Origin of the sequence: Capnocytophaga sp. H2931, assembly GCF_002302535.1 — a bacterium.
Lineage (GTDB): Bacteria > Bacteroidota > Bacteroidia > Flavobacteriales > Flavobacteriaceae > Capnocytophaga > Capnocytophaga canis.
Genome location: NZ_CP022381.1, coordinates 2457584 through 2482056, shown reverse-complemented (window position 1 = coordinate 2482056; position 24473 = coordinate 2457584). Strand labels below are relative to the sequence as shown.

The 24473-nt window shown below is 34.7% G+C and carries 24 protein-coding genes and 3 tRNA genes; 12 read left to right on the top strand and 15 right to left on the bottom strand.

Features of this window, described 5'->3' with window-relative positions; all coding sequences use genetic code 11:
- Positions 1–122: 122 nt before the first annotated feature.
- A complete protein-coding gene (locus CGC52_RS10470; RefSeq protein WP_095894058.1) occupies positions 123–1013 on the bottom strand; it encodes an IS1595 family transposase in 891 nt (296 codons plus the stop codon).
- A gap of 212 nt (positions 1014–1225) precedes the next feature.
- On the opposite strand from CGC52_RS10470, the gene CGC52_RS10465 reads away from it, so the two are divergent.
- Positions 1226–1609, top strand: a complete 384-nt coding sequence (locus CGC52_RS10465; protein ID WP_042005667.1) for an START-like domain-containing protein — start codon at positions 1226–1228, stop codon at positions 1607–1609.
- A gap of 16 nt (positions 1610–1625) precedes the next feature.
- Positions 1626–2480: an aminotransferase class IV gene (locus tag CGC52_RS10460; protein WP_095894333.1), complete on the top strand. Its 855-nt coding sequence runs from the start codon at positions 1626–1628 to the stop codon at positions 2478–2480.
- A 92-nt stretch (positions 2481–2572) separates the two neighbouring features.
- Here the strand turns inward: CGC52_RS10460 and CGC52_RS10455 are convergent, their stop codons facing one another.
- The 9 genes from CGC52_RS10455 to CGC52_RS10415 all read right to left on the bottom strand — a co-directional run bounded on the left by CGC52_RS10455 (position 2573) and on the right by CGC52_RS10415 (position 9297).
- Positions 2573–2788, bottom strand: coding sequence for a hypothetical protein (locus tag CGC52_RS10455; RefSeq protein ID WP_042005672.1), 216 nt, complete (start codon positions 2786–2788; stop codon positions 2573–2575).
- A 58-nt stretch (positions 2789–2846) separates the two neighbouring features.
- Positions 2847–3800, bottom strand: a complete 954-nt coding sequence (locus CGC52_RS10450) for a transketolase family protein (RefSeq protein ID WP_095894332.1) — start codon at positions 3798–3800, stop codon at positions 2847–2849.
- 6 nt (positions 3801–3806) lie between these two features.
- Positions 3807–4148, bottom strand: a complete 342-nt coding sequence (locus tag CGC52_RS10445) for a DUF86 domain-containing protein (protein ID WP_095894331.1) — start codon at positions 4146–4148, stop codon at positions 3807–3809.
- The gene (locus CGC52_RS10440; protein WP_018279063.1) at positions 4132–4443 is read right to left on the bottom strand and encodes a nucleotidyltransferase family protein; all 312 of its coding nucleotides are present in this window, start codon (positions 4441–4443) and stop codon (positions 4132–4134) included. Before CGC52_RS10440 ends, CGC52_RS10445 begins: the two co-directional genes overlap by 17 nt.
- A gap of 22 nt (positions 4444–4465) precedes the next feature.
- A complete protein-coding gene (locus tag CGC52_RS10435) occupies positions 4466–5362 on the bottom strand; it encodes a hypothetical protein (RefSeq protein WP_157909138.1) in 897 nt (298 codons plus the stop codon).
- 311 nt (positions 5363–5673) lie between these two features.
- Complete coding sequence (locus tag CGC52_RS10430; protein ID WP_095894329.1) at positions 5674–6063, bottom strand: HU family DNA-binding protein; 390 nt, start codon at positions 6061–6063, stop codon at positions 5674–5676.
- Between the two features lie 137 nt (positions 6064–6200).
- Complete coding sequence (locus tag CGC52_RS10425; protein ID WP_095894328.1) at positions 6201–7454, bottom strand: pyridoxal phosphate-dependent aminotransferase; 1254 nt, start codon at positions 7452–7454, stop codon at positions 6201–6203.
- An 80-nt stretch (positions 7455–7534) separates the two neighbouring features.
- A complete protein-coding gene (locus CGC52_RS10420) occupies positions 7535–8416 on the bottom strand; it encodes a mechanosensitive ion channel family protein (protein ID WP_042344409.1) in 882 nt (293 codons plus the stop codon).
- Positions 8417–8451: 35 nt separating this feature from the next.
- Entirely contained in the window at positions 8452–9297 is an 846-nt protein-coding gene (locus CGC52_RS10415; RefSeq protein ID WP_095894327.1) for a transketolase, read from the bottom strand.
- Between the two features lie 428 nt (positions 9298–9725).
- On the opposite strand from CGC52_RS10415, the gene CGC52_RS10410 reads away from it, so the two are divergent.
- The 5 genes from CGC52_RS10410 to CGC52_RS10390 all read left to right on the top strand — a co-directional run bounded on the left by CGC52_RS10410 (position 9726) and on the right by CGC52_RS10390 (position 15708).
- A complete protein-coding gene (locus CGC52_RS10410) occupies positions 9726–11495 on the top strand; it encodes an alpha-amylase family glycosyl hydrolase (RefSeq protein WP_095894518.1) in 1770 nt (589 codons plus the stop codon).
- A 117-nt stretch (positions 11496–11612) separates the two neighbouring features.
- Positions 11613–12953, top strand: a complete 1341-nt coding sequence (locus CGC52_RS10405) for an MFS transporter (protein ID WP_095894326.1) — start codon at positions 11613–11615, stop codon at positions 12951–12953.
- Between the two features lie 183 nt (positions 12954–13136).
- On the top strand, positions 13137–13448 hold the full coding sequence (locus CGC52_RS10400; RefSeq protein WP_095894325.1) for an NVEALA domain-containing protein: 312 nt from the start codon (positions 13137–13139) through the stop codon (positions 13446–13448).
- Between the two features lie 43 nt (positions 13449–13491).
- Positions 13492–14496, top strand: coding sequence for a hypothetical protein (locus tag CGC52_RS10395; protein ID WP_095894324.1), 1005 nt, complete (start codon positions 13492–13494; stop codon positions 14494–14496).
- Positions 14497–14655: 159 nt separating this feature from the next.
- Positions 14656–15708 carry a hypothetical protein gene (locus tag CGC52_RS10390; protein ID WP_095894323.1) on the top strand — a complete coding sequence of 351 codons (1053 nt, stop codon included), beginning with the start codon at positions 14656–14658 and terminating at the stop codon, positions 15706–15708.
- An 86-nt stretch (positions 15709–15794) separates the two neighbouring features.
- Here CGC52_RS10390 and CGC52_RS10385 read toward each other — a convergent pair.
- The 4 genes from CGC52_RS10385 to CGC52_RS10370 form a co-directional block, all read right to left on the bottom strand.
- A tRNA-Val gene (locus CGC52_RS10385) sits at positions 15795–15869 on the bottom strand.
- 29 nt (positions 15870–15898) lie between these two features.
- Positions 15899–15973, bottom strand: a tRNA-Val gene (locus CGC52_RS10380).
- A gap of 31 nt (positions 15974–16004) precedes the next feature.
- A tRNA-Val gene (locus tag CGC52_RS10375) sits at positions 16005–16079 on the bottom strand.
- A 78-nt stretch (positions 16080–16157) separates the two neighbouring features.
- Entirely contained in the window at positions 16158–17345 is a 1188-nt protein-coding gene (locus CGC52_RS10370) for a pyridoxal phosphate-dependent aminotransferase (RefSeq protein WP_095894322.1), read from the bottom strand.
- Between the two features lie 111 nt (positions 17346–17456).
- On the opposite strand from CGC52_RS10370, the gene rsmG reads away from it, so the two are divergent.
- From rsmG to cysS, 5 genes are all read left to right on the top strand, one after another.
- Positions 17457–18077 (top strand): 16S rRNA (guanine(527)-N(7))-methyltransferase RsmG, encoded by a 621-nt coding sequence (gene rsmG / locus CGC52_RS10365; protein ID WP_095894321.1) that lies wholly within the window; start codon positions 17457–17459, stop codon positions 18075–18077.
- 274 nt (positions 18078–18351) lie between these two features.
- Complete coding sequence (gene yiaA / locus CGC52_RS10360) at positions 18352–18810, top strand: inner membrane protein YiaA (protein WP_042345092.1); 459 nt, start codon at positions 18352–18354, stop codon at positions 18808–18810.
- A gap of 336 nt (positions 18811–19146) precedes the next feature.
- Complete coding sequence (locus CGC52_RS10355) at positions 19147–20268, top strand: ATP/GTP-binding protein (protein WP_095894320.1); 1122 nt, start codon at positions 19147–19149, stop codon at positions 20266–20268.
- Complete coding sequence (locus CGC52_RS10350; protein WP_095894319.1) at positions 20246–20968, top strand: hypothetical protein; 723 nt, start codon at positions 20246–20248, stop codon at positions 20966–20968. Before CGC52_RS10355 ends, CGC52_RS10350 begins: the two co-directional genes overlap by 23 nt.
- Positions 20965–22437, top strand: coding sequence for a cysteine--tRNA ligase (cysS, locus tag CGC52_RS10345; RefSeq protein ID WP_095894318.1), 1473 nt, complete (start codon positions 20965–20967; stop codon positions 22435–22437). Before CGC52_RS10350 ends, cysS begins: the two co-directional genes overlap by 4 nt.
- A gap of 188 nt (positions 22438–22625) precedes the next feature.
- Here cysS and CGC52_RS10340 read toward each other — a convergent pair whose 3' ends face one another.
- The gene (locus tag CGC52_RS10340) at positions 22626–23876 is read right to left on the bottom strand and encodes an IS4 family transposase (protein WP_095894317.1); all 1251 of its coding nucleotides are present in this window, start codon (positions 23874–23876) and stop codon (positions 22626–22628) included.
- Between the last annotated feature and the right edge of the window lie 597 nt (positions 23877–24473).

Sequence of the window (24473 nt, the reverse complement as noted above, 5' to 3'; positions counted from 1 at the left end):
CCAAGTTTTTGTTTGTTACTATAAAAATATGGAGTGACCTTCAACATCGGCTGAAAGTTTTATACCGCAGAATACCACTATTAGAGGTGTTGCAAAATTAAAAATTATTTTGAGTTCCACACTTAACTACATATCAAATTCCGGTGATGAACAGGTTTCTTCTCAATCATTCGTTTGATGAGATTATTGAATATATTATCTTTCGATTGAGAACGGTTAATTCGGTATGAAAATTCAGCCAAATATCTATCCATATTGAAATCTGAAACTCGACAATAAATCGTTCTCAACCAACTTTTTACTTGGTGTATTATGGTATGTAAAATAGGAAAATTCTTCCCTTTATTACTCGGTATTTGTTTGATATTGAAATCTTTAATAGGTCTGTAACCTTTCCAATCATCAGTGGTCACTTGGGCGGATTTATCAATATGTTTATCAAAAATTGTCCGTAATGATTTGGCAGAATAATCTTCTATTTTATTGGCATAGAATCGTTTAACCTTCCCATCATCAGTTAGTTCTATGGCACAAACAATCTTTTTTTTCTTTGAATCGTAACTCCTACCTTGTTTGCCATCTTCTTTCCCTCCCACAGTAAACTCGTCCACTTGAACTTGACCATTCATTTTATGTAATTCATTGGATTTCATTGCTTCACGAACTTTGTGCATAAACAATCGAGCCGTATTTTCGGTAATTCCATAACGAACAGACATTTGTAAAGCTGATAGGTTTTTAGTGGTTGCACACATCTCAAAACAAATAAAAAAAGCCTTACGAAGCCCGAATTTTACTTTGTGAAAAAGTGTTCCTGCCGTAGGGCTTTCTGTATCAGAACAAATGTTACAAGTTCTTGAAAAATCCTTGCGGATTTGGCTTTTTGTATGCCCACATTTACGACAAACAAAGCCTTTTTCCCACTTCCAATGAGCTAAATATTCTTCACAATCTAAGTCGGTTTTGAAGCGTTCAGTGAACTCTAAAAGATTTTGACCGTTAAAAATTTCCATAACTACCTGATTTTATGAACTGCAAATATATGAAATTATATGAGGAACTCAAAAATTATTTTATTACGATAAAAAATAAATCGGTAAAAGATTGAAAGTGTGATTGAAATCACCGTATCTATACAAAAATCACAAAATTAAATGTTAAAAAGTTGGTATATTAAATTAAAAGACATATATTGCCCTCATTAATATCTTATCACATAAACAACATGCAGAAAAAGGTAAAATATGAAATGGAATTTGTCATTCAGGTTTCTCCACAAATGCTGTATCAGTATATTTCCACACCTTCTGGACTTTCGGAATGGTATGCTGACGATGTAAATTCAAGAGGTGAGATTTATACTTTTATTTGGGATGACACTCAGGAAAAAGCCCGATTACTTCGCAAAAAAATGGATGAATCAATCAAATTCCGTTGGTTAGACTGCGGTGACGATTCTTATTTTGAACTAAAAATTATGGTCGATGAATTAACTCAAGATGTTTCATTAGTCGTGGTAGATTTTGCCGAACCCAATGATTTGGAAGAATCTAAAATGTTGTGGGAAAACCAAGTAACCGAACTTCGACACGCCTTAGGTACTGCTTAGAATTAATTATAACTATATGAAAATAAACTACAACGGGACATTTCTATCTTCCGAGGAACTTATTTTGTCATGTGAAAACAGAGGTTTCAAATATGGCGATGCTGTTTTCGATACTGTTAAATATACTAATCAAAAATTAGTCTTTTGGGAGGAACACTACCTACGATTAATGGCAGGTATGCGTATCCTACGAATGGAAATTCCTATGAATTTTACTTTAGAATTTCTTGAAAATGAAATTCTAAAAACATTAAATACCAATAAATTAAACAACACCCCCACACGAGTTAGGATGACCGTATCTCGAAAAAATGGCGGACTTTACACTCCCCATACAAATGATGTTGACTACCTCATCGAAGTACATCCTATCTCGTCTATTTTCTATGAATTGCATGAAACACCCTACGAGGTAGAACTTTTTAAAGATTTTTACCTACAACCTGATTTATTAGCTAATGTAAAACACACGAATCGGATTATTAATATCATAGGAAGTGTTTTTACCAAAGAAAACGACTATCAAAATTGCATCTTACTGAACAGTAACAAGAATGTTGCAGGAGCATTGAACGGTAACTTGTTTATGGTGGAAGGTAATAAACTCAAAACCCCTCCCCTAACCGACGGTTGCATCAATGGTATTACTCGGAAAGTACTTCTTAATTTGCTAAAAAAAATCCCTGAATTTGAAGTTATTGAAACATCAATTTCTCCTTTCGAACTACAAAAAGCGGATGAACTTTTTATCACAAATAGTATCATAGGAATTCAACCTATCACAAAATATCGAAAAAAAACATACACTAACTTAGTGGCTAAAAGCCTTATCGGAAAACTCAATACAGCCGCTCGATTTGGTGTAAGTTAATAAAATTCTTTCGCAAAATGTACCAATTTAAAATAAACGGGCTGAGGGTATTAACTCTCAGCCCGTTTATGACTTCAATAAATTAGTGATGTTTATTTTTTTCTTGATAAAAGAACTATACCACCAACAAGAGCAGCTACACCAAGACCTAAATAAACGTACCCCATTGTTTTAGAGTCTTTGTCTTCAGCTTTAATTTCAAACCCTGCTAACTCTATTCCTTTTGAGCTATCATCAATTACTTGATAACCTTTATAACCGCCGAAAATACCGACAATCAATAATACAATTGCAAAAATCTTCTTCATAACATATTTTCTTACTTGTTCAGTCGCAAAGTTAAAAAGTATAAACTTAAAAAACAAACTATTTACGTTTTAATACTTTTTCTACAGCTTTTAGTACGCCATCTTTGTCAAGTCCGTATTTTTTCATTAGTTCGGAAGGTGTTCCTGATTCTCCGAATGTGTCATTCACCGCCACGAATTCTTGTGGAATAGGGAACCTTTGTGTAAGTACACGTGATATACTTTCGCCCAATCCTCCATAGTAATTGTGTTCCTCACAAGTAACGATACATTTGGTTTTCTTTACCGAATTTAAAATAATTTCCTCGTCCAAAGGTTTGATAGTATGAATGTTAATTACTTCGGCAGAAATACCTTGCTTTTCCAATTCATCAGCAGCAAGTAAGGCTTCCCAAACCAAATGTCCTGTAGCAACAATAGTTACATCTTTCCCTTCTGTGAGAAGAATACCTTTTCCGATTTCGAATTTTTGGTCTTCCGGAGTAAAATTTGCTACAGTCGGACGCCCGAAACGTAAATAAACCGGTCCTTGATAATCGGCAATGGCAATAGTGGCCGCTTTAGTTTGATTATAGTCGCACGGATTGATAACTACCATTCCGGGGAGCATTTTCATCAGACCGATGTCTTCCAAAATCTGGTGCGTTGCCCCATCTTCTCCTAAGGTAAGCCCTGCGTGTGAGGCACAAATTTTCACATTTTTGCCCGAATAAGCAATCGATTGACGGATTTGGTCATACACCCTTCCCGTTGAAAACGCGGCAAATGTACCCGTAAACGGAATTTTTCCTCCGATGGTAAGTCCCGCCGCAATACCCATCATATTGGCTTCTGCAATACCAATTTGGAAGAAACGCTCAGGGTTTTCTTCAATAAACTTCTCCATTTTGAGCGACCCGATAAGGTCAGCACAAAGTGCCACTACGTTAGGATTGGTACGCCCAAGCTCAGCCAATCCTGCCCCGAAGCCGCTTCGAGTATCTTTTTTTCCTGTGTCTGTATATTTCATAATCGTATTTTATTCATTTTTAATTAATAATTTTATTTCTTCTTTCAGTGAAGGAATGTTTTTGATGACTATCCCCCAAATGATTTCGTCCTGAATATTATCGTAAGCGTGTATAATTTGGTTGCGTAATCCAACGATATTTCTTGCATTAGTAATTTCTGTATTTGGTGCTACTTTTAATATTCGGTTTACAGCTTCGCCTATAATTTCTAAGTCTCTTTCAATGGCACGTTTCAACATTCCATTACTTGAAAAGTAATCAAAATCCTTAGGGTTTTCATCAAAATACGACTCAATTTCTTCTATAGCTGTAAGAATATCATAAAGCCATTTATTAACTTGCTTCGGCATAAATAAGTTGTTTTGTTTTATTTATTTCTTCTATAAAGTAAGGATTTTTCAAGGATTTTTCGGTAACTAAATCTACTTTCCGATTGAAAATTCCTTGCAAAACAAACAATAAATCGAAATAATTATCGGCATAATCAAGCAAATCAATAGGCTGAAATACCACTAATAAATCAATATCACTTGACTGCTTAGAAAAATCCTCTCGAGTTACTGAACCAAAGGCATATAAAGAACTTACTTTGTATTTCTTACAAGCCGCCACAATATCCTCTTGATGTTTTTGTATTTCTTTCATTGATACTTCCTTTAAAGACTACTTATTCAATAATTTTTCCGTTATTAATGTCTATTTTAATTGTTTTTGTTCCTTCTTCAAACTGTTCTTGTTTCTCATTATCTTCATACTGAAGTGTATAATTTACTATAAAAGTCCAAATATTTTCAGCTTTATTTACTTGAGTTACTCGGCTTAGAAACACTCTTTTAGCAGGAAATATTTTCTCAGAATCAATTTGCCAAACAATATTATTATCTTTAATATTTATCCTTTTAAATAGATGTTTTTCATCTCCGAACTCAATAGCTTCTTCCTGATTTAAAGTATATATCTTATCAGGATTGATTAAGAATTTTGAATTTGATTTAAACAAAAATTGCCATTTATCGCCGTAAATATAAAAATCTCTATCAGAATTTCCTGTTACTTGAACCAAAAAATTAGTTTCATTCCAAGTACGTATGTCGATAATATCCCCATTCCAATCATACGAGCTATTATCTATTTTAACAAAAGTATCCTTATGAAGCACAAAAGAGAAAAGAACATAATACGGATTTACCGAAGTACTTCCTTGCTCTGCCCAATCACGTTTTACGTCAATCCAAACGAAACCATCATCTTTTAATTGGCTTATATTGGGTGTAAAACCCTTGACTGAATATATTTTTTCTCCTTTTTTTACTTCTTTTGGAATAGACTCTTTATGTGAGGCAATTATTTTTTTATCCTTAATTTTATATAAATACAACTCAAAGTCTTTTTTTCCTGCAACAACTTCAAAATCTTTTCCTAATGAAATTCTCTCAATAGAAATATCTTGTGGAATATTTCTTTCTCGTTTAAATAGCTCAAGAAATTCTTGTCTGTTCGGTTCACTTTCTTTATTGCACGATAACATAATTATCGATAACAATATAAAAACTATTTTTCTCATTATATTGAATTTTTATTATTATACACTTTAAATATTCCTTTTGATTATTTATATGTAATAATAAAAAGAAATAAAATTAAATATTTCAATTAGAGAGTATAACTCCTACGTCTATATTTTTTTGTTGTTTTGTAAATAAGCAACTTAATATTTATGTATATATTTTTAAAAATTTATATATAAAACTTCATCAACTTGTATATATATTTTTATAAACTTATATATATATCTTCGATAAGATATATACATATGATTTTAAAAATACACTTACTCGTATATCAATGAATTGAGACTTCTTTCTGAAAATAAAATTATTTTTTGTATTTTTCGTATTTGATAACGCGTTGCATTTCCTTTAAATCCACTCCGGGTGTAAACTGAATTTTATTGCTTTTGATTAGAGCGGGATTGAATTTTTCTGCCGTTTCTGCTCCTTCGCTTGAGATGGTAATTCTGAAACTCCCGAAATCGCCCAAACGAACGATACGTCCTTCCGAAAGATGTTTTACTAATACTTTGGTTAAATCATTGAGAACCGCCAAAACATCTGTGTCCGATACGGTTGATGAACCTGTCGCAATTTCTTTAGCAAGAGCACGGAAAGATATTTCGCCGTCTGCTTTTGCACTTGCATAAAATTTAGGTTTAGCTTCTTTGTCTAAAAGGTTTTTTCTTTCTACGATATTGTATTTTACTGCCATAATAATAAGTTTTTTAAAGTTTATAATATATATAAGATGTGATGATTTTAGTTGAGATTTGAAACCAATAAGCGGAGCAAAGTCTGATTTTATGCTTTTTTTCGTTGAAAACTTTGCTCCGTTTGATTGTTGTTTTTCTATTTCAATTCGCTTAAGGCTTTCTCTAATCTTGGGAGAACGTCCTTAATATCTTGCAACGAACATCCGCCCGCCGAAGCTCTAAACCAAGGCATTGTTCGGCTATTTCCAAAGGCAGAAAACGGAACTAATGCCATTCCGGCTTCCTTAATCAGATAGAAAACCAAGTCGGTTGTATCGTTAAGTTTCTCGCCTTTCGGGGTGGTTTTTCCAACATAATCCAACTGAATGGTTAAGTACAAAGCTCCCATCGGACGAATGCTTTCCACAGCATATCCTTTTTGTTTCAATGCCTGAATGCCTTCGTGTAGGGTTTCCAAACTATGTTTAATCTTTCCTTTGAAATCATTTACGAATGCGTCAACTGCTTTAGTATCAGTAAGGAACTGAGCCATCGCCTGTTGTTCGGGTTTCGGAGCCCACGCCCCAACGTGCGTAAGTAGAGCCGCCATCTTTCCGATGATTTCCGAAGGACCAAAAGCCCAGCCCACGCGAACGCCCGTAGCCGCAAAACATTTGGAAGAACCATCGATAAATATCGTATAAGGCTTCATTTCAGGGACTAAACTCACCGGATTGAAGTGCGTTTCTCCGAAGGTAAGCATTGCATAAATCTGGTCGTACATCAAATAAAGAGGCTTTTCGTTCGCTCCTCGCTTGCGGTTTTCTTCCACAATTAACTCGCAGATTTCTTTAAGCTGTGGCTCGGAAAACATTGTTCCTGTCGGATTAAGTGGCGAACAAAGTGCTAACAGAACGGCATCTTTCAGGTGCGGACGTAGCTCTTCCGCCGTAGGTAAGAAGTTGTTTTCAGGCTTAACTTCCAGTTCTACTTTCTGAGCAGAATTCAAATACGAATAGTGATTGTTGTTCCACGAAGGTACAGGATAAATTACTTTATCGCCCTCATCTACAATAGTTTTAAAGGTTGCGTAAATCAACGGACGCGAACCTCCTGCGATAAGAATATCTTTCGCCGAGTACTCCAATGCGTAACGTTGTTTGAGGTCTTTCGAAACATTTTCCCGAAGCGAAAGGATACCACTCGCAGGAGGATAGTTCGTAAGATTGTCGACATACGCTTTTTGGATTCCGGCTTTCAGCTCGTCAGGAATGGGATAAATATTCGAATCCAAATCGCCAATAGTTAAATTTGTGATTTTTTCGCCTTTGGCTTTGAGATCGTTTACTTCGTTTCCAATCTTTACAATCTCAGAACCGATTAAATTTTGTGCTAATTTTGATACTTTCATAACGTTTTTACATTAAAATTTATTCAATGAAAACTAAGTTTTTTTTATATTTTTATGTTTCTGTTATAAACATCTAATGTTTAAAGTTGCTTTGAGTTTTCTAAGCCCGAACGGATATGAATGTCACGTTGCGGGAAAGGTATTTCGATGTCATGTTTAGCGAATTCCTCAAAAATAATGTAATACAATTCACTTTTGAGTACTACAGGTTTCTGTATGTAAGTAGATGTCCATACAACTAATTCAAAATTGAGGGAATTATCTCCATACTCTACAAACCAAAGAGCAGGAGCAGGTTCTTTAAGTACCCCATGGTGATCATTAGCTATCTTTAGAACGATATCTTTAACTTTTTGCGGATTTTCTTTGTAAGAGACCCCAATCGGATAATGAAAACGAACCAATCTATCATTGTGCGACCAATTGGTTACATTGCCATTAATAAACTGAGAATTAGGTACAATTACCGAAATATTATCATTTGTGATGATTCTGGTGGAACGCATAGAAATAGCGACTACATCTCCTGAAATATCTCCCACTTGGATTCTATCACCTACCTTTATAGGTCGTTCAAACAAAATGATGATTCCTGAAATGAAATTATTAGTTATATTCTGTAAACCAAATCCCAAACCGACCCCTAAAGCTCCTAAAAGCCAACTAAATGCTCCTAATTCAAACCCTGCTGATTTAAAAATGAATAAGAATCCAAAGACTAAAATTAAGTATCTGATAATAGTAACAATAGCCGACCGATTTCCTCTCTCAGCAATACGAGTAGCAAAAAACCTGTATTCCAAAAAATGAGTCAGCCTTTTAGCCAGAAACACGAGTAGTACACTCGACACAATCAAATACACCAAAGTTAGTAACGTGAAAGTGCTACCTTTAATATCAAAGATAACAAAGTTCATTACTCCTTTCAGTTTTTCTAAAAAATCGAATGTTGTTTCTTTCATTTCAAATAGAAGTCATATAAATTATGGTGAGGTTTTTAGTAATCCCCTAATGTTTCAGGATTTTGTGCGAGAGCTTTCGCAAGTTGTTCATCATTCGGAGCTTTTCCGTGCCAAGCGTGAGTTCCCATCATAAAATCAACACCATTACCCATTTCGGTATGTAAAAGCACACATACTGGTTTTCCCTTGCCTGTCAGGGACTTTGCTTTTTTCATTCCTTCCAAAACAGAAGTGATGTCGTTTCCTTTCTCAATATCAATTACTTGCCAACCAAAGGCTTCAAATTTAGCACGTAAATCACCTAAAGGCAGAACGTTATCCGTGCTTCCATCAATTTGCTTTTTGTTATAATCAACGGTAGCAATTAGGTTATCAACGCCTTTTCCTCCAGCATACATTGCAGCTTCCCAGATTTGTCCTTCTTGCAATTCACCATCACCGTGAAGGGTGTATACCAAATGCGTATCTCCGTTGAGCTTTTTGGTCAGTGCTGCTCCAATCCCAACTGAAAGCCCTTGCCCTAAAGATCCTGAAGCAATACGAACGCCTTCCAATCCTTCGTGTGGCGTTGGGTGTCCTTGCAAACGAGAATTTAGCAAACGAAACGTGTTTAATTCGCTAATAGGAAAATAACCTCTTCGAGCTAAAACGCTGTAAAATACAGGGGAAATATGCCCGTTTGAAAGGAAAAAGAGATCTTCATTTTTGCCATCCATCTCAAAATTGGTGTTGATTTCCATCAATTCGTTATAGAGGCAAACTAAAAATTCAGTACAACCTAACGAACCGCCGGGGTGTCCTGAATTTACCTTGTGAACCATTCTTAAAATATCTCTACGCACCTGCGTAGTAAGGTCTGTTAACTGTTGAATATTTGACATTATTTATCGTTTTTGTATTTCTCGACAAATATAGTTTTTTTCATGGTTTATGCAAAAAGATTTAGAAAATATTTGACTTCAAAAATGGAGTCCAAACCACTGTACACAGGTATTATATTTGAACTTTGATACTTATCCTCTGTCAATGGATTAAATACTTTCTAATGTGTAGCGTGAGAAATTTGAGATTAAATCTCCAAGGTTTAATGATTAAAATAAAACATTGGGAGCATAGTTTAGTTGCCTCTTTAAATTTATTACAAGAAGAATCAAATCAACCTCAAAAACAAAAATTAAAATCCGTATCTTTGCCTACAAAAAATCTATTTATGAAAAAAAATACAACCGCAATTGCGTTTACTACACTAATTTTTCTTTTTTTTGCAACCGCTTGTAAAAGCACAATAGAAGAAAAAGCAACAAAAGAGATGAAAAAAAACGAGAAAAAGGTAGTCTATCAGGTATTTACGCGTCTGTTTGGAAACACTAATACCTCCAACAAACCTTGGGGAACAAAAGAAGAAAATGGAGTTGGGAAGTTTTCTGATTTTACTGACAAAGCCTTAGAGGAAATCAGGGATTTAGGAGTTACTCACATTTGGTTTACGGGCGTCCCACATCATGCCTTAGTAAATGATTACACGGCTTTTGGAATCAGCAATGACGATCCAGAAGTAGTAAAAGGACGTGCAGGTTCGCCCTATGCTGTTAAAGACTACTACAATGTAAATCCCGACTTGGCAGAAAATCCTGAAAATCGATTACAGGAATTTAAAGATTTGGTAGAACGCACCCACAAACACGGATTGAAAGTCATTATTGACATTGTTCCTAATCACGTAGCAAGAAAATATGAAAGCGTTTCAAAACCCAAAGGCGTAAAAGGATTCGGAGAAGATGATGACACTTCGGTAGCATATCACGTAAACAATAACTTTTACTACAATCCAAACGAAACTTTCGAACTTCCAAACTATGCAACTGGCTACGAGCCTCTTGGAGGAGAAAAACATCCGTTGATTGACGGAAAATTTCATGAATTTCCTGCCAAATGGACTGGCAACGGTTCTCGAAAATCAAAACCAGATTTCAACGATTGGTATGAAACAGTAAAACTCAATTTTGGAGTTAGACCTGATGGAATTAAGGATTTTCCAGAACTTTCGGACGATTTCAACGATAAAAATCACCAAGAACATTACCAATTTTGGAAAGATAAAACGGTTCCGAATACTTGGATAAAATTTAGAGACATAGCCTTATTCTGGTTAGATTTAGGAGTGGATGGGTTCCGTTTTGACATGGCTGAAATGGTTCCTGTAGAATTCTGGAGTTATCTCAATTCAAATATCAAAAATAAAAATCCGGAAGCTTTTTTATTAGCCGAAATCTACAATCCAAAAGCATATCGTGATTATATTCATAAGGGAAAAATGGACTATCTCTATGATAAAGTTCAATTGTATGACACCCTACGGGGTATCGTTTCCTATGGCCGATCCACTGATGCTATTGCTCCTATCCAACACGAATTGGCGGACATTGCTAAAAATATGCTTCACTTTTTGGAAAACCATGACGAACAACGCATCGCATCACCAGAGTTCGCAGGTTACCCTGAAAAGGCAAAACCAGCAATGACAGTTTCAACGCTCATCAGCGATGCTCCAATTATGATTTACTTCGGACAAGAAGTAGGTGAAAAAGGAGCTGAAAAAGGTGGTTTTGGCAGTCCTTCCAGAACTTCTATTTTTGACTACGTTGGCGTACCTGCTCACCAGCGATGGATGAACAACAAACAATTTGACGGAGGACAACTATCTGACAATGAAAAACATCTGCGTGATTTCTACAAACGACTATTGCACATTCCCGTTACAGGATTTTACGCCGACATTCATAAATATAACCGCGAAAACACTGAATTCTATAACGATAAGGTCTACGCCTTTGTACGTGGCGATGAAGAAAATCAATGGATTATCATCGTTAACTTCAGTGAAAGCGATAGCTTTGGGTTCGATTTGCAAATTCCTCAGTTCATCATCGGAAGTTGGTTTTTAAATGACGGTAATTACTCCCTAACAGATGATTTATATCAAACAAAACAAACCACACTAAACGTGGCCAATGGCTTTGGAAAAATGCGGGTAGATATCGCTCCGCTGGAGTCACTTGTGTTTAAAGTGAAAAAATAATGGTTAATCCTTTTGAAAATTACATACCACCACATGAAATCATTAAGAACTATCTCGACTTTTTACTGAAAAAGAACTCTTTCGAAAGTCGAGATGGTTCTTTAAATATAAAAAAATATGGAGCAACATCCCAGAGGACATAAAAAGCTACTAAAAGCGTGGATTTTTTACGATTGGGCAAACTCGGTATATAGTTTATCCATAGTATCGTCAATTTTCCCGATTTTCTACGGCTTACTATTCAAAATTGCCAATATAACTCACATTGATTTATTCGGATTTAGTGTTAAAAACACTGCAGCAATTACTTTTGTTACAGCTTTGGCTTTTTTGATAGTTGTAGTAATTTCACCCATTTTGAGTGGTATTGCCGACTACTTAGGGAAGAAAAAAACATTCATGAAATTTTTCTGCTATTTGGGGGCTATTTCTTGTATTGGTTTGTATTGGTTTTCATTAGAAAATATTTATTTTGGATTGCTATGCTATCTGTTCGGAGTCATTGGTTTCTGGGGAAGTATCGTCTTCTACAATTCCTATTTGCCAGATATTGCTTTGCCTGAACAGTACGATGAAGTCAGTGCAAAAGGCTTCATCATGGGTTATATAGGTTCGTGTATATTGCTGATATTCAACTTAGCGATGGTCATGTTTCCTTCTGTTTTTGGAATCGAAGGCTCTGAGGAAGAAGCCACCTTAACGGCAATGAAAATTTCGTTTGTAACGGTAGGCTTTTGGTGGATTATTTTCAGTCAGTATTCTTTCGGTCATTTACCTAATTTTGAAACTGACCGCAACAAATTCAGCAAACGATTTCTGTTGAATGGCTACAAAGAATTGCAAAACGTACAACAGCAACTCAAAGAAAACAAACTCCTAAAAACATTTCTTTTAGCATTTTTCGTATATAGCATGGGCGTACAAACTGTGATGCTTGTCGCTACCTACTTCGGAGAGCAAGAAATTCAATGGAAAGATACAGAAGAACGCACCATAGGATTGATAGTCAGCATTCTGATAATTCAATTAATAGCCATTGTAGGAGCAAAATTGACAGTTTGGAGCGTAAAAAAGATGGGGCAAATCCTCACTCTCATCGTATTAAACTGTGTTTGGATTTGTATCTGTTTGATTGCATATTGCATCTATTTACCTTGGCATTTTTACGCTACAGCCACCTTAGTAGGGTTGGTCATGGGAGGCATTCAAACACTTTCACGCTCCACCTATTCCACCTATTTGCCAAAAACAAAGGATACAACTTCTTTTTTCAGTTTTTACGACGTTTCAGAAAAGATTGGTATTGTTATCGGTATGGGAATTTACGGTATGATTGACCAAATGACCAACAATATGCGAAATTCGGTGGTATTTTTAGTCCTTTTCTTTGGAATTGGAGCCTTAATTTTATTCCAAATACACAAAAAGAAGTATTTTTCTAAAAAAAGCCAGTTTTAACATTTTAAATAACATTTAAAAATTTGAATAACTAAAAAAAGAAGTAATCGAAAATCCATAGATGCAAAATTCATAACAACACTTTCGTTTGAAACACTTTTTAAACAAATATTTGTTAATTAAAAAATATTTTGTAACTTGCGAGCCATAAAATTAAAAATCAATTTCTCATAAAAAAATGTTTTGAAAAGCCTATTAGTTATTGGGATTGTAGCGGTAGGCGGTTATGGAATTAGTGAGAGTGTCAGTAAGGATACTACTGAATTGAATGAGTTAACATTAGCTAATCTGGAAGAGTTGGCTCAAAGCGAAAACGGGGAAGAAGACGATTCTGATACTCCGCCTAAAGAGTGTTATAGAAAGTATCAACTAAGTCCAGGTATATTTGGACAGCATTCATTGACACGATTTATAACGTGTGATGGATGCAAGTACGTATGGGGATATAATCCCCAGACGAATAAGTATTTGTCCTTAATAAGTAAAAGAAGCTGAGGTTTAGCCTATGCTTTATTCCTTAACTTTAAATTGAAAAACAATGAAACTCATATATGCTATAGTATTCTTGGTGTTTTTTTCCTGTCAGAAAAAAAATGACATAAATAGAATAGATGTTTTTTCTATTTCGGAAGAAAAAATAACGTCCATACAGGAAATAAAGTTGGATTCTATTATTTTTCCTACCGAAATTCATTCTTTTGGGCAATGGATTGTAGGAATAAATCTTCCAAATTATTCTAAAAATGTATTTGATTTCATAAATAAGACAACTTTGCAAAAAGATTTTTCTTGTATGAAATTTGGTAACGGAGTAAATGAATTTCAGGAGTGTAATCCTTATTTTTTTAAATGTAAAGATAATCTTATTCAGGTTAATGCTAACGTATTTGATATAAAAACTTTAAGACTTAAAAATGGTGATTTATCGGTATTAAGCTCTAAATCGTTGAGTGTAGCCCCAAACAAAATAATTGAAATAGACACAGAAAAAATTGCTTTTAAACCATTGTTTGAAAAACCTAATTACGCAATATATAATATTGGTAAACAAGAATTCGTTTCAAATTTTGGTAATTTTCCTAACGTTGAACTGTCTGAGGCAGGAGAAGATATTGATTACGCCAATTTTTTTCAAGAAACTACCGTGTTTGATTCTGAAAAAGATCAATTTTTCTCTTTTTACTCCAATATTCCTTTAATTCGTATTTACAAAAATTTTAAATTGGTAAAAGAAATTTGGACAACAGATGATTTTAATACCAATATTACCGATTTTTATGATGAAAAAACAAAAATATTTTACGGCAAACCATTGATACGTCAGGGAAAAATCTATGTTACTTATCTGAATAAAAATCCAGAGGAATTTTCTAAAAATTCAAATGTAAATTTACTAATTTGGGACACGGAAGGAGAGTTGCTTAAAAGGTACGTAATACGTAATCCGTTTCAAACCTACACGATTTCAGAAGATGGAACGGAGTTCTACGCAATAGATAATAGTAATACGGATTATAGCACTGTATTTAAGTTTAAATTGTAGGTTTAAACGTGTATTTTTGTTAAATTTATAAGTTATTCTAATTTTTTATAGCGTACGTTTGACCTTTTTGTAGTTTTAGTTTGTTATCGCTTTTTTAATTGCTATCCTAAATATTTTTTGAAGAACTGAAATAAAAATGATTTTTTTAAACTGTACACAATGAATAAATATTTTTTCTTACTCCTGTCACTGATTCTTTTTTCTTGTTCTAAAAAAGAGAGGGCTTCCGTCCTTCCTGAGGAAATTAAAGTTGAGAACATTGAAAAAGTTAAAAGAATCAAACTGAAGTCAAAAGTGTTGATTGATAGTATTTTAGGAGCTTTTAGCGTAGCTAATGACTCAAGGCATATTTTTTTGAGTACTCCTGAAAATACTGAATCCAAAAGCTTACTTCAAATTTTCAATAAAAAAGGAGTTTTAGAAGCCTCTGTATTAAATAGGGGAGGAGGCCCAAATGATGTAATCAATGCTCGAATTATTAAACAAAAAAACGAGAAAAACAGTTTATGGATAAACGATGTAACTTCTCGAAAGTTGAAATTGTTAAATGTTTCGGAATCAATATCAAATCAATCTGCAAAGATAGATCAGGTAGTTCGTTTTAACGAGGCTTCTGCCTACGCTTTTTTTATAAAAGATTCCCTTTTCGTATTGGAAACGATGAAAAATAGTAACTATTGGCTTACGTTTTTTAATCCTATAACTGAAACTACCGTTTTTGACAAACCTATATATCCAAATCCGTCAAAGCATTTTACAGTTTTATACCAAAGTATTTGGGCTGCTAAAAGTGATAAAACTTGGATAGTTGGGGTTATGGAAGCCTTAAATCAAGTAAATTTTGTTTCTTTGGTTGATGCCGAAAAATCGTTTTCAGTATCTTTGAGTTCAGCAACAGATGTTGAAAAGGCAATAGACAATGAAGGAGTGGTAAAACACGCCTATTATTGCGATGTTGCTACTACCTCCGAGTATGTATTTGCTTTAAAATTAGACCAAGTGGAGGAAGAATCTTATGAAATTGCTAAGCCTGTTACGGTCGAAGTTCTTGATTGGAACGGAAAACCACAGTATGTTTTAGAAATTGATGAATATCTTTTAGATATTTCAGTAGATGAAGAGTTTAAAAAAATATACGGACTTGGTATTGATGGTACTGTATATGAATATGAATATGAATTGAACGGTATTTTGCAACACCTAAACAACTAAAAATCAAACAAATAGATAAAAATAACAAAATAATCTACGATTATAAACAAAAAAAATCTTCAAGCAAACTTGAAGATTTTTTTCTGTGGGTCCTACTGGATTCGAACCAGTGACCCTCTGCTTGTAAGGCAGATGCTCTGAACCAGCTGAGCTAAGAACCCGATATAACGAACAAATTTTGAGATTTTAGTGGGTCCTACTGGATTCGAACCAGTGACCCTCTGCTTGTAAGGCAGATGCTCTGAACCAGCTGAGCTAAGAACCCTAAAATAACATTAAATAAATTTATGACTAAGTGGGTCCTACTGGATTCGAACCAGTGACCCTCTGCTTGTAAGGCAGATGCTCTGAACCAGCTGAGCTAAGAACCCTTAGTGCTTGAATGCGGATGCAAAAGTAGCACTTTTTCTCAAACTACCAAAAAATTATTCAACTTTTTTTTGAAAAAATTATTGTAACGATTCCTTAATTCGGCGAATCGCTTCTGTAAGTTCCTGTTCTGAAGCAGCATACGAAATACGAATACAACGTTCATCACCAAAGGCTTCACCCGTTACGGTGGCAACTCCTGCTTCTTCTAACAGGTATAACGAAAAATCAGATGCAGTTTTGATTTCTTTTCCTCGCAATGTCTTACCAAAGAAATACGAAATGTCCGGAAAAACATAAAACGCTCCTTCTGGAACATTCAATTTGAAACCTTCAATTTCGCCGAGCAAACGCAACACCAAATCTCTTCGATTTTTAAACTGATCAATCATGTATTGAATATTGCTCACAGGAGCTTTCAATGCAGCAATTGTAGCTCGTTGAGCAATTGAGTTAGCTCCGCTGGTAATTTGTCCTTGCATTTTCGTACAGGCTTTAGTTATCCATTCTGGAGCTCCTATATATCCTATTCTCCACCCTGTCATAGCATACGCTTTTGACACTCCATTCACGGTGATAGTTCGATCATATATACCTTCAATTTCAGCGAAACTAGTATGTTTACCAACAAAATTGATATATTCGTAAATTTCGTCGGACAAAATAAATATATTTGGATGTTTTCGCAACACCACAGCCAAAGCCTCCAACTCTTCACGGCTGTACACTGAACCACTTGGATTGCAAGGCGAGTTGAACCACACCATTTTAGTTTTTGGAGTAATCGCTGCCTCTAATTGCTCGGGAGTCATTTTGAAATCATTTTCAATCGTAGTATAAACCTCTACTGGCACTCCTTCCGCAATTTTCACGATGTCCTTGTAGCTTACCCAATAGGGAGCTGGGAAAATCACTTCGTCTCCCGAGTTAATCATAACCAAAGCTACATTGGCTAAACATTGTTTTGCACCCGTAGCTACAGAAATTTGCGAAGGCTTATAAATCAAATTATTATCACGCTTAAATTTTTGACAGATGGCTTCTTTCAAATCAGCATATCCATCTACAGGAGAGTATTTACTGTAATTTTGATGAATGGCTTCGATGGCGGCTTCCTTTATAAAATCAGGAATATTAAAATCAGGCTCTCCCAAACTGAGACCTATAATATCTTTGCCCTGTGCCTTCAGCTCACGCGTTTTAGCAGCCATTGCTAAAGTAGCTGAAGTTTCCATATTGATGATGCGTTCCGATAAAAATTGTTGCATAGAAATAAAATTGTTAATTACTGGCTACAAAAATACTAAAATATTTGGATGTATTAGATTAAAATCGGTCGTTTTTTCATACATTTGCCTCTGAATTTGTTATAAAAGTTTATGGAACATATTCTTACCTACTTTAAAGATTTAACTCTGCAACAGAAAGAACAATTTGCAGCACTAAAATCGGTTTACGGAAGCTGGAATACGAAAATTAATGTCATTTCACGCAAAGACATGGATTCTTTTTATGAACGTCACGTGCTGCATTCGTTAGCCATTGCTAAAGTTCAGGTCTTCAATCCCTCCTCTGACATAATGGATGTAGGCACAGGCGGTGGCTTCCCTGGAATTCCATTAGCTATTTTGTTTCCTGAAGTGAATTTTACGCTGGTAGACTCCATTGGAAAGAAAATAAAAGTGGTTAAAGAAGTTGCGAAAGAAATTGGATTAGAGAACGTTACTGCTATAAACTCTCGTGTAGAGCTGATTGATAAAAAATTCGACTTTATCGTAAGTCGAGCCGTGACCCAAATGCCTGAATTTGTAAAATGGATCAAGGGCAAAGTTAAAAAAGATGGCAAACATGAACTTCCAAACGGAATTTTATACCTAAAAGGAGGAGATTTGAGCGAAGAATTAGCTACATTCACAAACGTTCAACTGTACAACATATCCGACTTTTTTACCGAAGATTTTTTTGAAACTAAAAAGGTTGTATATTTGAGAATCAAATAAATCAAAAGATTTTGAGCATTTGCCAAAGTGTCATCTGATACAGTAAATCATTCCTTGTGCCATAATTTTGGAAGAGAAATGTTTTTCCTATCAAAAATCACGCTATCTAAATTCACTATCAAAACGAAAAAAAATAAAAAATAAAATATTAAATTTCAAACGGTTAATGTTTCAATTTATATTTTTAAAAAATTTCACGCCTTGCATTTTACAAAATAAGTTTGTTTAATTTGAGAAAAATTATACATTTGCCGTAATATAAAATGAATTTATTATGAATCAAAAACCTTCAAGTGCCTTCATTGGGGCATCGTGGATTGCATTAGGAATTGGTTTTTTAGGCTATATGATTGGTCTTTGGAGAGCCGAAATGCTTTTGAGTGAAAAGGGCTACTACTTTACGGTACTTATGTACGGACTATTTGCCGTAATTTCAGTACAAAAAAGTGTTCGCGACCGATTGGAAGGTATTCCTGTAACCGATATTTACTACGGAATAAGTTGGTTTTCAACCATTTTATCAATTGTTTTACTAGTTGTAGGGTTATGGAATGCCGACACATTATTGCCAAGCGAAAAAGGATTTTACGCATTTTCGTTTATATTGGCTATTTTTAGTGCAATTGCCGTTCAGAAAAACACTAGGGACAGTAAAAATTTTGACCTAGATTTCTCATCTCATTCCCCAAAGAAAGAGGATGATTTTCACATTAAAAACGAAAGTAATTCCTAACAATAAGAAAACACTTTCCCCTATTTGGAGAAAGTGTTTTTTAAACTTTATTTTCGATATGGTTAGTAGCTTTTCTATTCTGAATTTTTCGTTTTTGACAATCCGAAAAAACTGATTTTTCTTAAGGTATCGTACACTTTTGTACCAAATTTCAAAATAGATAAAAAAACGAACAAGAATTTACAAAAATGCAAAAACTTAACATATACAACTCCCTTACGGGCGAAAAATTATTCAAAGTGTGATTGAATTATCTTTTGCAATCAAAAAAATGCATTCCGTAATTTTTTTACGTTTTTTTTCCTATCTTTGTCGCTCAAACTAAAAGGAATAAAAATGTTAGCAAGGTTCAAAGTATCCAACTTTAAAAGTTTTGGAAAAAATTTTGAAATTGATTTTACTAAAGCTAAAAAATACGATTTCAATAAAGAATGTATCAACAATGAGTTAATAAACAACGCAATCATTTACGGAAAAAACGGAGTAGGAAAATCCAATTTGGGGTTTGCTATTTTTGATATTATTGGACACCTTACAGATAAAAACAAGAATGAGTCCAATTATGATAATTATCTCAATGCGAATAGTAGTAACAGCTATGTCGAATTTAATTATGAATTTATATTTGATAGTAATATTGTGACTTATGAGTATAAAAAATCTGACTATGAAACTATTGAATATGAAAAATTTTCTATCAATAAAAAAATATTAGCACTTATAGACAGAACAGAGACAAGAGAGAAGACTATATTGGCTTTCAAAGGCACCGAAAATCTGAAAACCGAGATTACTAATAAGAAATTATCTATTTTGAACTATGTAAGGTATAATTCAGAATTGGAAGAAGCAGAGGAAAACGACATTCTTTATATTTTTTTTGATTTTATAGAGAGAATGCTATTTTTTCGCTCTTTAGGAATGAATGAGTATATTGGTCTTGAAGTAGGAAGTACTAGTCTAGAAGAAGATATAATCAGTAAAAATCTTGTATCAGATTTTGAACGATTTCTAAATAAAGTAGGAATAGAATGTAAGTTAAAAGCCATTAGACTAGTGGGAAAAAGACAACTTTTTTTTGATTTTGGAAAAAAACAAATTCATTTTTCTGACATTGCCTCACAAGGCACCAAATCTCTTACTCTTTTTTACTTTTGGTTGCAAAAAATACGTGAAGTAAATAAAGTTTCGTTTGTCTTTATTGATGAATTTGATGCTTTTTATCATCACGAATTGTCGGAGCTTGTTGTGGAAGAATTGAAAAAAACGGGGGTTCAGTTTGTTTTAACCACGCATAACACCTCCGTTATGTCCAATGATTTGCTTCGCCCCGATTGTTATTTTATAATGAATAAAGAAAGAATTGCATCCCTACCATATCTTACGGATAAAGAATTAAGAGAGGGACATAATTTGGAAAAAATTTACAAAGCGAATGGGTTCACAATCAGAAAATAATATTTTGTTTGTTTTTGAAGGGAAGAAAACAGAACCTAATATCCACGAAAAGTTAAAGCAATATTTTTTTGATGAAAGAACAGTCATCACTTGTGTTTTCGGTACGGTTATTTATTCCATTTATAAAGATTTAGAAACCGATGGATACTTAGATACTTTTTCTCTACTTAAAAATAGAATTGAAGACTTAAAAAAATACAAGAAGAAGGATTTTTCTGAAATTTATCTGTTTTTTGATTGTGAATGTCATGCTACAAACTATAGTCCAGAGAAACTTAAGAAATTATTGAGTGTTTTTGATAATGAAACTGAAAGCGGTAAATTATACATCAGCTATCCAATGGTAGAAGCACTAAAACATTATCATTCAGGTAAAGATTTTCAAAAGCTTACAGTTCATTGTTCGCAAGATTACAAAAGGGAAGTTAATCAATATTGTGAAGCAAAATATATAGATTTCAATCAATACGACGAAAGCATTTGGAAAGAACTTATAAAACATCATCTAAGCAAAATGAATTATATTGTAGCGGATAACTACTCTTACCCATCACAAATTTATTCTCAGATAGATATCTTTAATAAACAAAAGGAAAAGTTTATCAACAAAGACGACAAAGTAAGTGTATTGAGTGCTTTCCCTATTTTTATACACGATTATTTTGGAAATGAAAAAACGAAGCAAAAAATAAAAATATGAACTATCAGCTCAAAATATACAACTCCCTTACGGGCGAAAAAGAAAACTTTGTTCCTTTGAAGGAAGGACACGTCGGGATGTACGTCTGCGGACCAACCGTTTACAGCAATGTACATTTGGGAAATTGCCGAACCTTTATGTCGTTCGACCTAATTTTCAGATACTTGAAACACATCGGATATAAGGTTCGATACGTTAGGAACATCACAGATGCTGGGCATCTTACCGACGATGGCAACGTTGAAAACGACCGCTTCGTAAAACAATCCCGATTGGAGAAGTTAGAACCAATGGAAATCGTACAAAAATATACGGTGGATTTCCATAAAGTATTGGAAATGTTCAACACATTGCCACCGACCATCGAGCCGACTGCCACGGGGCATATCCTCGAACAAATACAACTAACCGAAAAACTCATCAAGGACGGTTTCGCTTACGAAAGTAACGGTTCGGTGTATTTCGACGTGCAAGCCTACAACCAACGCGGACTAAATTACGGAGAGCTTTCACGCAGAAATATAGAGGAACTGTTCGCCAACACACGCGATTTGGACGGACAGAGTGAAAAACGCAACCCGCAGGACTTCGCCCTCTGGAAAAAAGCCTCGCCTGCTCATATTATGCGATGGGCTTCGCCTTGGGGAGATGGTTTTCCGGGCTGGCATTTGGAGTGTACCGCAATGAGCACTAAGTATTTAGGTGAGCGTTTTGACATTCACGGAGGCGGATTGGATTTGAAATTCCCACATCACGAGTGCGAAATTGCTCAGGGAAAAGCCGCCAACGGAGAAAGTCCGGTTCGTTATTGGATGCACGCCAATATGCTGACAATGAATGGGCAACGAATGAGCAAATCCACAGGAAATTACATATTGCCAATGCAGCTTGTTTCGGGAGAAAATGACTTTTTCGAAAAACCATTTAAACCATCGGTGGTGCGATTCTGCTTTATGCAAGCTCACTATCGAAGTGTTTTGGACATTTCCAACGAGGCAATGCTCGCCGCCGAAAAGGGCTTTACCCGACTTATGGAGGCGGTAAAAACACTTTCGTCCTTGCCTTCTGCTCAGAACTCTTCGTTCAATGTAAAAAGCTGGAAGAAGGAATGTTATCAAGCAATGAATGATGATTTCAATAGCCCTATTCTCATTGCACAACTTTTTGAGGGCGTTCGTGTTATTAACCTCGTAAAAGACGGGAAAGAGACGCTGACCGAAGCCGACCTTCGTGAGTTGGAAACTACTTTCAACGCCTTTGTTTTCGACGTATTAGGACTGAAAGACGAGCAACAATCCGCTGAGAATAACGATAAATTGGACGGTGTAATCCAAATGCTAATACAGATGCGTATGGAAGCTCGTGCGAATAAAGACTGGGCTTTGTCCGATAAAATCCGTGACGAACTGAAAGCCATCGGTATTCAACTCAAAGACGGAAAAGACGGAACGACGTATAGTTTGGAGTAAACAACATTGACAATAGGCTCAAAATAATCATTCCATCAGATGGTAAGTTTCAAAATGAGGCTACCTAATTACTAAAAAAGAAAACTACCTAAGGAAAAACCTTGTTCCTAGGTAGTTTTTATTTAGGAAATTACACAGCCGTCCGAAAGTTTTTTGAAAACTCATAAAATTCCTTGTCAACCCTTTATTTATAAGGGCAGACTTGTTTGTTGTGCGGAATTATCTCTGTCAAAGAGTGTGTTTTCAGGTGGTTTTTTCACTTTTTTTACGATAGGTTTCAGTTCGTTGCAAACATAATTCAGCGTCAGATAGTGCATAAGACACACCCTTATTTTCTCGCAAAAATTACTAAATGCCGTCTTTTTATCGCTATAAAATCGCTTTATCAACTCCAACAGAAGATAGCAAATCAAAGATACATAAATCTGTGATTTCACCGCATTTTCACTCGTGCCAAGAAAAGTTTTTATCTGTAAATTTTGCTTCATCGCCTTGAAAAACAACTCAATATCCCATCGTTTTTTGTACAAATCCGCAATGGTTCTCGCCGTCCAATCCATATTATTGGTGATGATTTCTATGGTTTTGTTGCCGTCTTGCTTATAAACCGTTACCAAACGTAATTTCTCTTGATCAATACCACTTTCTACCGCCTTTTTTGAGGTCAAAACGATGATTTCATCTTTGAGGATGTCGTGGTCTTTTTCATCAGGCAGGTCTCGTTCTTCAAAACTTTGGTAGAGCGTGTTGGACTTAATTCGCGTAACAAAAGTATTTTGGCAATGGATTCTGCCGAGCATCAAACTAAAATCAAAATAGCCTCTATCCTCAACAATGATGGTGTTTTTCGGATAGATATTTTGTTGTAATCCTTTGCTATCGTGTGTTTTAGCTTCGGTGATATTGACCATTTCAGGCAATCCAAGTTGATCGTCCCAAACGGTGTGAATTTTGAGTCCGCCTTTAGCTGTCCGAAATTTTGCCCAGTTGAAAAGACTTAAACACAGGCTAATGGTAGTACTGTCAATGATTTTTATTTTGTGGTTTTGGATTTCATCGATGATATGACTTTGATGTTTGGCTTTTAAAGAGTGTTTGTAATACTTTAAAAGACTAGAATACAAATCTTTAAATACTGCATAATGTCTTACTTTGTTTCCATCACTCATTGTTGATTTTGCGGGACTTTGTTTGAGTTGGAGATCGCTTAGGAAAGTGCTACTTACTGATAATCCGCAACTTATGTCGGATAGCGTATAGCATTTATTCAGCTGTCCGAAAGTTAGTGCCACCAATTGGTCGCGAGTTTTATAGGTAGACTTTCCCTTATCGGACTGATGTTTAGCGATTTCCGCTCTTAAAATATGCGCAGGAATGAGATCTAAAATTTGTCTGATTACGGGTTTATTTGTATTTTTGCTTCGCCTGAAGAGTGCCATAATTGAAAAAAAATGGGAATTTTTCAAATATACAACATTCTCAGGCAACTTTTATTTTAAAAGTTTCGGATAGTTGTGAGGAAATTACTAAAATTTTCGTGTTGGTTCTACGGAAAAGATACTGTATTTTTTGTACTCTTATCCTATTTTGAAGTATCGTAAAGAAAAACTCAAGATTTGGTATGCCTTACTAAAAATTCAATATTGTAGATTTCGCTAAAAAATAACTTTCATACAATCAAATTTGAAGAGAAACAACAAATAAAAATAGGCTGTCTTCCCGACTGCCTATTTCATTTAGAGAGATGATAAAGCCCTCATACAGAGGGATATTTTAACGGATATTTTAGGTATCGAAAAAAAACTGTAAAACTACCCTTTCTTCACCTAAACTTTATCCGGTCTATTACTATTTTGTATAACAGAATTTTCAGACTTTTTTACTGTCTATCCTCCTAACGGATAGCAAAATAAATGTTTTTTTTTGATATAAGCAAATTTTTTTCTTACTTTTATTTATTTGTTATAAAAAAAACAATTCGTGACACATAAAATATTGATTTACAAAGCATTAATTATTTTCAAAGAAAAAATACT